This window comes from Campylobacter porcelli (genome assembly GCF_002139855.1).
Taxonomy (GTDB): Bacteria; Campylobacterota; Campylobacteria; order Campylobacterales; family Campylobacteraceae; genus Campylobacter; species Campylobacter porcelli.
Genome location: NZ_CP018789.1, coordinates 379,779 through 390,731, shown reverse-complemented (window position 1 = coordinate 390,731; position 10,953 = coordinate 379,779). Strand labels below are relative to the sequence as shown.

The window sequence follows — 10,953 nt, the reverse complement described above, 5'->3', positions numbered from 1 at the left end:
TAGCAATTTGGCTAAATTTAATAATCACAAATTTAGCCAAAAAATTTATAAATAATCTCTTTTAAAGTTAAATTTTGTATAATACTACCCAAAACTTAAGGAGATTATAATGCTAAATGCTATTAATTACGCTACTAAACACTTTTGCACTGATATCTTTGGATATAAATTAGAAGAGGGAAAAAGCCTAGGCAAAGACCTATATGGTGCTAGTATTCCTATATACAAAGATGGCGAAGAGATCCAATTTTATCTATATTTTAAAAAAGAGACTTTAGAGCTTTTTGTAGATAAGCTATTTAATAAAGAAGAGGGTAAAAAAACAGATTTAGGTGATTTAAGCAGAGAAGTTGCTAATCAAATCGTAGGATATGCAAAAAATCTACTAAATGATAACAATAATGGAACTTATAAGCTTGGAACGCCTGAATTTCTAGGTAAAGTTGAGAGATTTCCAGTCAGACTTGAAAAATCTCAAATATTTAAAATGAAAAATAAAACATTTAAAATAGGCTATAAAAAAGCATGAATGATGAAGGTCTAAGCCCAAATGGGCTATTTCACGGCTATGATGAACTACTTGATATAGGCGTGGAGTTTATAAGCGATCTTGGCATGACGACAATTAGCGTAAGGGAGCTTTTAAAGCTAGAAGTTGGCTCCGTTATAGACCTAGAAAAACCAGCCGGAGAGAGCGTGGAGCTATTTATAAACAATAGAATATTTGGTAAAGGCGAGGTAATGGTATATGAAAAAAATCTCGCCATTCGTATAAATGAGATCTTAGACTCAAAATCTGTAATCCAATATTTCAAAAGAGAGCAATTATGAAAATTTGGCTTTTAATAGCATTAGCGTTACCGCTTTGGGCTGTAAATTTGCTTACTCATAATATTTATCAAAGAGATGAGAGAATTGATATTATGCTAAGCTTTGACGCGCCATATAATGGCACGATAAAGCAGCAAAACAACCCCCAAACCATCAATATAATATTAAGCGATGTAAATACAAAAGATAAAATAAATAAAGAGATAAAATCCAATATCTTACAAAATATCAATATCTCTTCAATTAATAACGCTACAACTCTAGAGCTAAAATCTCAAAAACCAATATCTATAATAGCCTCTAAAACAAGTGATAAATTTGGACTTCGTATCCGCATAACACCTAAGGCAAATCAGCCACAAAACTCAGTTAAAAACACGCCAAAAGAGCAGCCATCGCTATCTAATATACCGACCAAAAAGGATAATCAAGATAGCTTATATACAAACTATATTATAGTGATTTTAGTGCTTTTTGCGATGTTTGTATTTGCTATGTATATAAAAACCAAATACGCTAAGAAAAATTTAAAATCCACTAAATCAAACAAAGTAGATCAAACAGCAAAGATTGAGCCATTTGAGTTATCTACTCCCAAAAATTCATTAAATCAAAGCGGTAATTTAAGCCGGAATTTAGATAATGAGAGCGTAGATATTATATATGAAAAGCCACTAGATACACAAAATAAGGTAGTTTTACTAAACTATGAAAATCAAAAATATCTAGTATTAGTCGGAAGCTCAAATGTGCTTTTGGATAAATTTGGTGAAGAGAAAATAAAGACAAAAGATGATTTTGAGCTATTTTTCGAAGAGAATAAACAAAAGCTTAGTGGCTACTTGCAAGAGCGTAAAAACGCTATAAGTAGATACAAAGATATGATGGATAAAGAGTAAATTTAAAATAAAGGAAAAAAATGAGTATCAAAAATTTAGATGAATTAAAAAAATTTACAGGTGAGATTCGCTCCAAAGCTGGGTATAAAGACCCAATGGCATTTGCAATTGGTAGAAGCATTAAAGGTAAATCTGGCAAGACAATTAGCGTAAATTACGCAGTTGTAAATATGAATGAAAACTACGCAAGTGCGGCTATATTGAGCTGGGCAATTGAGAAAAATGGGATAAAAATCGATAATAGCACAAGCGAATTTGTAGCGCCAATTAGCTCAGCTATTATAGCAGATGCTCTGGGTATTTTTGATTTTTTAATTAATGAGTGTGAAGGCGATAAGCACAAAAATATCCAAAATCTACTAGTTATAGATGAGATTTTAAATGATGACGAAATGGACAATGATGCTGAGTTTGTAGTTACATTTTTATATAGCGATGAAGCGCCTAAGAGCGTTGAAGCTGTCTATTTGAAACTATATCTTCTATCATTAAATAAAGCTGAAATTAGAAGTTTAAATCTAAATGGAGCCTTTGGGTTATTACCAAATTTAGCTTGGGATAGCGATGGAAATCCGCATGAATTAGACCATTTAAGAGAGAATGAAATTTGGCTTAAAATGAAAGGCTGGTATCCAAATATCATTAGCGTAGATAAATTCCCACGCTATCTAAACCACATAATTCCAAGCGACAACACTAGAATACTAGATAGCTCAAAAGTTAGAATGGGAGCAGTTTTAGCCCCTGGTACTACCATAATGCCTGGTGCGTCTTATGTCAATTTCAACTCTGGAACCACTGGTGCGGTAATGGTAGAGGGTAGAATATCAAGCTCGGTTAAGGTAGGCGATGGAAGCGATATAGGCGGTGGAGCTAGTATTTTAGGCGTATTAAGTGGGACAAATGGCAATCCAATTAGCATAGGAAAAAGATGTTTATTAGGTGCTAACTCAGTAACAGGCGTGCCACTTGGCGATGATTGTATAGTAGATGCTGGGATAGCTATTTTAGAAGGCACAAAAGTCTATATAAATGATAAAGAAGCCCTTAAAAAGGTAAATCCTGAATTTGAGTTTGATAAAGATATTTATAAAGCACTTGAACTAGCTAATCTTAATGGAATTCACTACCGCCAAAATAGCCAAACAGGTCAAATCACGGCTAATATTAGCAAAAGAGCTATTAAATTAAATTCCGATCTACACTAAGGGGGCAAAATGGTTGAAATCAAGGGCTTAACTCATCGTTTTGGCTCGCAACTGCTCTTTGAAGATGTGAATTTAAAGCTAAATTCGCACAACAGATATGGTCTAATCGGAGCTAATGGCGCTGGGAAATCTACATTTTTAAAGATTTTAAGCGGTCAAATCGAACACACTAGCGGTGAAATCATCATAGAATCTAATAAAAAAATTGGCGTCTTAGGTCAAGATCAATTTGCTTTTGAAGATTTCACCTTAAAAGACGCTGTTTTGTGGGGAAATAAGAGATTATATGATGCGATAAAAGAGAAAGAGAAGCTCTATTTAAGCGAAGAATTCACAGATGAGATCAATGAACGCCTTAGCGAACTTGAGATCATCAGTGCTGAAGAAGATCCAACCTATGAGTATGAAACTAGAATAGAAAAAATTTTAAGCTCGCTTGGATTGCATGAGTATGATAAGCTAATGAGCCAAATCGAAAGTAGCGATAAAGTTAAGGTATTATTAGCTCAAGTGCTATTTCCTAGACCTGATATTTTATTTCTTGATGAGCCTACAAATAACCTTGATATAGATGCTATTGCTTGGTTAGAAAGAGAGCTAATCAACCATGAAGGCACACTAGTTGTAATCAGCCACGATAGACACTTTTTAAATAGGGTTTGTACTCATATTTTAGATGTGGATTTTAGGCAAATTAGGGAATTTAGTGGTAACTATGATGACTGGTATATCGCAGCAAATTTAGTAGCTAAACAAGCCCAGATGGAGCGTGATAAAAAGCTAAAAGAGCGTGAAGAACTAGAGAAATTCATAGCTAGATTTAGTGCCAATGCAAGCAAAGCAAAGCAAGCCACAAGTAGAGCCAAACAGCTTGAGAAGCTCCAAATTAATGAGATCAAAACATCTAGTCGCCGTGATCCTAGTATTTTATTTCGAACCAATCGTGATATAGGCAATGAGCTAATCGAGCTAATCTCAGTAAGCAAAAAATTTGATGAAAATGTGATTTTAGATAATTTTAATTTTAAAATGAATAAGGGGGATAAGGTCGCTATCATCGGCACAAATGGCGTAGGCAAATCCACCTTATGTAAAATCATAATGGGCCAACTAGAAGCAAGTAGCGGTAATGTCCGTATCGGTGCTACCATAGAGCTGGGCTATTTTGCTCAAGATAGCTCAAGTAAAATCACAGGCAACCTAAAATTATACGAGTGGCTCCAAGACTCCAAAAATAAAGATCTAGATGAGATACGCAAATGTCTAGGTAGAATGCTATTTAGTGGCACCGAGCAAGAAAAGGAAGTAGGCAGTCTAAGTGGTGGGGAAAAGCACCGCTTAATGCTATCAAAACTTATGCTACAAAGAGCAAATTTATTAATATTAGATGAGCCAAATAACCATCTTGATCTTGAAGCCATCATCGCTTTGGGTGAGGCACTTTATAATTTTAGCGGTAGCTGTATCTGCGTAAGCCACGATAGAGAGCTTATAGATGCATTTGCTAATAGAATTTTACACCTAAAAGGCAATGCAGAGATAGTGGATTTCAAAGGGACTTATGAGGAGTATAGAGCGTATTGCGGATTGGATGAGAAATGATCCAAATTTGGCTTAATTCAAATTTAATTAGCATTGATGATGGCTCTAACCTTGCTAAGCTTATAAAACTACAAGGCTATGAAGAGAGCAGAGTCGCTGTTGAAGTAGATATGCAAATAGTCCCAAGGAGTGCTTGGGGCGAATTTAGCATTAAAGATGGAATGAAAATCGAGATTGTAGAGTTTGTCGGCGGTGGCTAAAATAGCCTAAATTTATAGATATTATGGTATTTGCGATGGCTTTTTGGGGTTGGTTTGTGGTATAATTTGCAACGGTCTTGTGTTGCTTCTTAATGATGGGAATAGATAAGTTTCAAACCGAGTTGGTTTATGGTATAATTTGCAACTAAAACTGCTGGGTTACTAGCTCTTTTTACGGCTCAAGTTTCAAACCGAGTTGGTTTATGGTATAATTTGCAACTAATACTCTTAAAAAGGTATCTTAATACTCTTAAAAGTTTCAAACCGAGTTGGTTTATGGTATAATTTGCAACACTTCCAAATTTAACCCATTTTATGGGTATTTGGTAGCGGTAAAGGGGTTTAAATTTTCCACTTTTAAAAAAATTGCTAAAATAGGCAAATTTGTGGAAAAATTTAGATATAATTCGATTTGCAAATTATACTACAAATCAACTCTTTAGCGTTTGAAATCACCTAAAGGTATTAATAGACCTGGGCAACTGCCTTTGGCACCCCAGGTAGTTTATCAAATTTATGACCTTTTAGACTAAATTTATTTAAAGCATCATAAGTATTTTTAAAGGTTTTAAATGCGTGAATTATCTATAAATGTGGATATGGGAGCAGCAAATAACGGCGTATTTATAGTAAATACCGATGAAGATTCTATACTTTATAAAAAAGCATTTAATCTATATTTTGATAAACAATTACAATTTTCTAAAAGCGATAGAACAGCGCGCCGCCATACTAGGCGCAGTTATGATAGGGATAGATTTATTCTTAGGCTTATTGGCGAGATTTTACCTATTAAAATGCTAAATAAAGAGCAAATAGAGATGATTTATGGGCTTTTTAAAAATCGTGGCTTTAATTATCATAATATTGAATTTGATGAGAATTTAGATGATGAAGTGGCGGAATTTTTAAGCAAATTAGATGGATATATATTTGGGGCTAGTAAGAGCAAGGATGAATTTGAAAAAATATTAAACGAGGTGGTTGTAGATCACTCAAATAGCGAAATTTTAGAGATATTAGATACTCAAAGCTGTATTCTAAATAGCATAGATAAGAGCAATAAAAATGTATTAAAGGCTAGTAAGAGTATATTTAGCTTAATTCAAAGTATCCGCAATGAAATTTCTAAAAATAATAAACACCGCACTAGCTATCTAAAAGATATTAAAGATATAATAAATAATAAATGCGAATTTATAACTCAAAAAAGCGATAAATTTGATAATTTAAATGAATTTTATAATTTTGTAGGAAATATCTCAAATTTGCAAACTAGAGTTTTGCGAAGATATTTTAACTCTAAATTTAATGCTGAATTTGATGATGAAAAACTTAAGATAAATTTAATAAGAAATATAAACTATATGGAGTATATAGATAAAAAGAGCGATAAAGAAAAAATGCTAAATACTCTAAATCAAAAATCTGCATTAGAGTATCTAAAGAGCATTGACCCTATAATCACTATTCCACCATATGAAAATCGTAAAAACAAAAATCCACAAAAGTGTAATACGCTACAAATAAATAGCGATAAAATCACTGCTAATTTGCTTAGTGCTACTTATAAAATTTTAAAAAGCGATGATTTTGTGCATATATTGCGAGATGAAAATGGCCAGATAGCAAGCGTTATAAAAGATTGCGATATAGCCAAATATCTCCAAAGAATATTAGATGTATCAAAAGATAGTCTAATGGATACAAGTCTATATCCAAGAACTCTTGATAATAATCCAAAAATCTTTGCTGATACATTTAGGCTAAATAGCGATGAATTAAGGGAATTTAAAGATTTTGCTAAGCGGTATTATGATGAAGTAGATAATGCTAAAAAGGGGATAATATCTGCTAATTTACTAATCCCATGTGGTAAAAATACACCTCATAAAAATGGAAATAAGAGTGAGTTAGTTTCGGCACTTTTTGGTAGGCATATTACTAATGATGATTTGGTGAATTTAGAAAAATTTATGCTAGAAAATAAGATTAAGGGAAATAAGAGTTATAAAGGATTTTTTGAAGATTTAAATCAATTAAAAAAGAGCTATCAAAATGGCTTTTATCATAAGCTAAATAGCGATGAAATCGGCGATAAAGATATAAAATCCATTTTAGAATTATACCCAAAAGTTATCCAAAATATAAGCAATCATAATCAAATTTTTGAGTTTAAAACTCCGCTTGATCAAAATAATCTAAACACAAATATAAATTATTTAAGTCAATTAGGCGAGATAATATATGATGAAAAAAATCGTGGTTTTTTAAAAACTTGCAAATGTCATACACTAGAAAATTTAATTCGCTCCGGCTCAAAAACGGCTATTTGTACCCGTTTGCCATCTAATTCAGCTAGGCTTATAAATGGCAAAATTGAGATGTATCTAAATCGCTTAGCTTACGAGATTAGCACTGCGATAGAGACTGAAAGCTTAAAAGATATTAAGCGTATAAATATTAATGTAGAGATGAATAAATTTAGCTTTGAAAATAACGCTTATGATTTAAAATTAATAAGCAAACGCCAAAAACCAAAGGATCTAATATGTCCATATTCAGGTCAAAAGATAGATCTTACTAATTGTGAATATGACCATATTTTACCACGATCAAAGGCACTATACAACTCTAAGGCAAATCTTATTTGTAGTAGCTCTACAGCCAACTTACAAAAAGGCAATCAAAACTACACCTTAGAAAATTTACATCAAGATTACCTAGAGTCAATCTATAAAATTATAAAAATTAAAAATCTTGATGAGTTTAAGCATTTTATAGATGATAAGATAAAAAATATAGATATAAATAAATTTACAAATTACGATAATCTTAATAGCTTTGAGCAAATTGCCCTTAGACATGCTCTATTTTACAAGGGTTCAAATAGTTTTAATAAAGCACTTGAAATTTTAAAATTAGATAGGATAAAAACGCATTCTAATGGAACTCAAAAGAGATTTGTAAATATATTAATACAAAAGATAAAAGATAGGTTAGCTAAACTAAATTTAAGTAGCGATATCGAATTTAGCGTTAATTTCATCAATGCAGAACTAGTAAGTGCAATCAGAAATGAATTAAGCAAAGAAGATAAAGAGCTACAAAAAGCCAAAATTCAAGATAGTCATAGCCACTGCATTGATGCTAGTATAGTATTTTATTACGCTAATAGCAAACTTATAAATAACTCAAAAGGTCAGCGTGAATTTAAGTATGATTATAATCATATTAGGCCAGAGTATAGCAATAAAATAACTATGCAAAGTAAAAAATATCTAGAATTAAACTCTAATAAAATAGCTCGTAAAAAGCTATTTGATGATGGTGTGTATTCGCTAGTTTATGAAAATACTAATATATTAAAAGATAAAGAATTTAATATCTTGCTTGATCTTGGGCTTTTGCATACTAAAGAAAATGGCAAAAAGGTTGCTATAACTAGTGATTTTAAATCAGGTAAATTTTATATAAGCACACATAAAGTTTTTGATTTATTATTTAAAGCCTTTAATGATGGCGATATTAAATTATTAAATAAACTCAAATTTCTAGATAATCATCTATCTTTTTATATACGAAAAGATATATTTGCTATTATAAAAGATAAAGATAAAAGTAGTATGTTTTTTACCAATGAAAATAAGCTAAAAACTCCAGATGAAAAAATAAAAACAAAAAATATTGATAAATTCTACCATATCTTACAAGCTAATGAAAGCAAGATTATAGAGATAAAAGATGGTAAAAACATATTAAAACATCAAGAGATAAAAGAGCTGTTTAAAGAGTGTTTTTATACCAAACAAGCCAAAAGAAGTAGAAACAGATCTCGTATAATCTACTCTTTGCCTATAAAAACAAGTTCTAAATATATTATAAGGAAAAATGGCGGATATGCTGGACTTAGCAATTCAGATATAGCTACTAAAACATATATAGATTTAGATAATAAAAATATAATCAAAATTCCATTTTTTAGCAAAAATATACTGCCTTGTAAAATAGCAGATATTATAAATATAATTAAATTAAAATCTAAAAATATAAAGCAAATTTATAAACTTCCAATAACTAAAAATCTCCCATCAGCCATCACAAAACTTGAGTTTATAATCTCTCAAGCTAATAGACACGATATAGAGGTTGAATTTGATAAAAGCCAAATTGGAGATTATAATTTACTTGACCAAACTAGTCGTGATGAGTTTATAGATAAATATTTAAATGGTGAATTTAAAGAGCTACTAGGAGAGCCAAGAGATAAGAAAATAACTATAATTAAAGATACAAAAGATAGTCTAATAATCGCATACTGTGTAAAACAAACATCGGCTATAAATAAAAAAATAATGATAGATAATTTAATCGATGAAACATCTAGTTCTTAATAGTTTTGGGCTATTTTTAGGATTAAAATCTCAAAGAATTATAATATATCAAAACAAAGAGATTATAAAAGAGATAGCCCTTAAAACATTAAAAACTATATCTATAAATTCAAATGGCATAACTATTTCTAGCGATTTGATTTTTGCTTGTAGTATGCGTGGAATAAAGATATTTTTTCAAAATTTCAACACATTTAGCGCTACACATGCTCTATATGAGCACAAAGGGGTAAATATCTTAAAGCAACAATTTGCCTCTAAAGAAAATGCCAAGGGGTTAAGTTTAGCCAAAGAATTAATAATTGGTAAGATTAAAAATCAACGCTCGACTATTTTATATTTTTCTAGAAATCAAGAATTTAGGTCAAAAGATATAACTATTCAAAGCTTGGATAAGGCGATCAATATGCTAAGAAACTTACAAATAAAAGATATAAATGAAATTTTCACCATAGAAGCAAATGCCGCTAGTAGATATTTTGATTTTCTTAAGCTTAACTCATTTTTGCCTGATAGCTTTGAGCATCGCACTAAAAAAGAAAGCACAGAAATCACAAATCAAGCGTTAAATTACGGCTATGCCATACTGTTAAATATAGTTTATAAGAGTATAATAAATGCTGGATTAAATCCATATTTTGGGGTTTTACACACTATGCGAAGCTCCAAACCATCTTTAGCACTGGATATTATGGAGGAGTATAGAAGTTTTGTCGTAGATAGAAATATCATCAAAATTCGCTCACTATTAAAAGGCGAATTTAATATGCAAATAAAAAAGTTAGTAGCATCAAATATATTAAATTCACTAAACAAAAAATTGATATACAACCATAAAAAGCTCACCTTAGAGAGCATTATCCAGCGTCAAATTTATAAAATTTCAGCATATTTTTGCGGCGATACTAGGTATAAATCTTATATATTTAGGTGGTAAATGCGATATTTAATCTGCTATGATATAGAAGATAATAAAAACCGAACCAAGCTTTTTGAGAGATTAAAGGATTTTAATCTTTTGCCTGTGCAAAAATCAGTCTTTTATGGCGAGTTAAGCAAAGCTGATAAAATCGCTATTAAAGCACTTTTGCATAGACATTGCTCAAAGAGCGATAAGGCTATTATAACTTCTGTAAATTTAGATATCGATGATACCTTAGGTTATAGTAAAGAGTATTTTAAGAGTAAATCATATGAGATTATTTAGATGATTTTAATAAGTCATATTCGGCAATTTATATTTTGCCCTAGAATTTTATACTTTTATACATTTTGTGATATTAAGCCACTATATCCAGAGTATGTCAGCCTAGGCACACAATACCATAATAGACAAAATGAGCTATTTAAAAGTAGAAAATTTCTTAAATTTAAACTACCAATTATAAAAGTATATAATAATTTATATCTACAAGATTTATCTATGAGCGGTATAGCAGATTTAGTAATAGAGTGCAAAGATGAAATTATAGTAGCAGAATATAAAAATCAAAATAAACCCATATTAAGCACTGGAGCCAAAATGCAGCTCATAGCATACTCAATATTAGCCAGTAAATATCTTAATAAGCCGTTTTCTAAAATAATGTTGATTTGTAGCAATAATCTTAAATTTAAAATATTTGATATTACAAATGATGATTTAATCAAATTTGATAAGGTTATAAACAGTATTAAAAAGATGATAGATCAAGAGATTTTTCCACATAGTAATGCTAGTATAGCAGCGTGTATACAGTGTGAATTTAAGAACTATTGCGATGATAGAGAGTAGATACCTGGGGTGCAGTTGCCCAGGTCTATTAATACCTTTATGTGA

Annotated in this window: 10 protein-coding genes; all 10 read left to right on the top strand. The window is 30.9% G+C overall.

The annotated features are described in order from the left end of the window. Window positions 1–109 precede the first annotated feature (109 nt). The 10 genes from CSUIS_RS01925 (at window position 110) to cas4 (ending at window position 10,908) form a co-directional block, all read left to right on the top strand. The gene (locus CSUIS_RS01925; RefSeq protein WP_086296889.1) at window positions 110–529 is read left to right on the top strand and encodes a chemotaxis protein CheX; all 420 of its coding nucleotides are present in this window, start codon (window positions 110–112) and stop codon (window positions 527–529) included. After that, window positions 526–831 carry a flagellar motor switch protein FliN gene (fliN, locus tag CSUIS_RS01920; RefSeq protein ID WP_086237746.1) on the top strand — a complete coding sequence of 102 codons (306 nt, stop codon included), beginning with the start codon at window positions 526–528 and terminating at the stop codon, window positions 829–831. Before CSUIS_RS01925 ends, fliN begins: the two co-directional genes overlap by 4 nt. Continuing rightward, window positions 828–1,730 (top strand): hypothetical protein, encoded by a 903-nt coding sequence (locus tag CSUIS_RS01915; RefSeq protein ID WP_086296888.1) that lies wholly within the window; start codon window positions 828–830, stop codon window positions 1,728–1,730. Before fliN ends, CSUIS_RS01915 begins: the two co-directional genes overlap by 4 nt. A 20-nt stretch (window positions 1,731–1,750) precedes the next feature. Beyond that, window positions 1,751–2,938 (top strand): 2,3,4,5-tetrahydropyridine-2,6-carboxylate N-succinyltransferase, encoded by a 1,188-nt coding sequence (locus CSUIS_RS01910; RefSeq protein WP_086296887.1) that lies wholly within the window; start codon window positions 1,751–1,753, stop codon window positions 2,936–2,938. 9 nt (window positions 2,939–2,947) lie between these two features. Continuing rightward, window positions 2,948–4,540 (top strand): ABC-F family ATP-binding cassette domain-containing protein, encoded by a 1,593-nt coding sequence (locus CSUIS_RS01905; protein ID WP_086296886.1) that lies wholly within the window; start codon window positions 2,948–2,950, stop codon window positions 4,538–4,540. Continuing rightward, window positions 4,537–4,740, top strand: coding sequence for a sulfur carrier protein ThiS (gene thiS / locus CSUIS_RS01900; protein ID WP_086296885.1), 204 nt, complete (start codon window positions 4,537–4,539; stop codon window positions 4,738–4,740). Before CSUIS_RS01905 ends, thiS begins: the two co-directional genes overlap by 4 nt. Before the next feature lie 572 nt (window positions 4,741–5,312). Beyond that, on the top strand, window positions 5,313–9,134 hold the full coding sequence (locus tag CSUIS_RS01895; protein ID WP_086296884.1) for an HNH endonuclease domain-containing protein: 3,822 nt from the start codon (window positions 5,313–5,315) through the stop codon (window positions 9,132–9,134). Continuing rightward, entirely contained in the window at window positions 9,115–10,071 is a 957-nt protein-coding gene (gene cas1, locus CSUIS_RS01890; RefSeq protein ID WP_086237752.1) for a CRISPR-associated endonuclease Cas1, read from the top strand. The genes CSUIS_RS01895 and cas1 overlap by 20 nt, the downstream gene beginning before the upstream one ends. After that, window positions 10,072–10,341 carry a CRISPR-associated endonuclease Cas2 gene (gene cas2, locus CSUIS_RS01885; RefSeq protein ID WP_086296883.1) on the top strand — a complete coding sequence of 90 codons (270 nt, stop codon included), beginning with the start codon at window positions 10,072–10,074 and terminating at the stop codon, window positions 10,339–10,341. Continuing rightward, on the top strand, window positions 10,342–10,908 hold the full coding sequence (gene cas4, locus CSUIS_RS01880; RefSeq protein ID WP_086296882.1) for a CRISPR-associated protein Cas4: 567 nt from the start codon (window positions 10,342–10,344) through the stop codon (window positions 10,906–10,908). It abuts the gene before it with no gap. Window positions 10,909–10,953 lie beyond the last annotated feature (45 nt).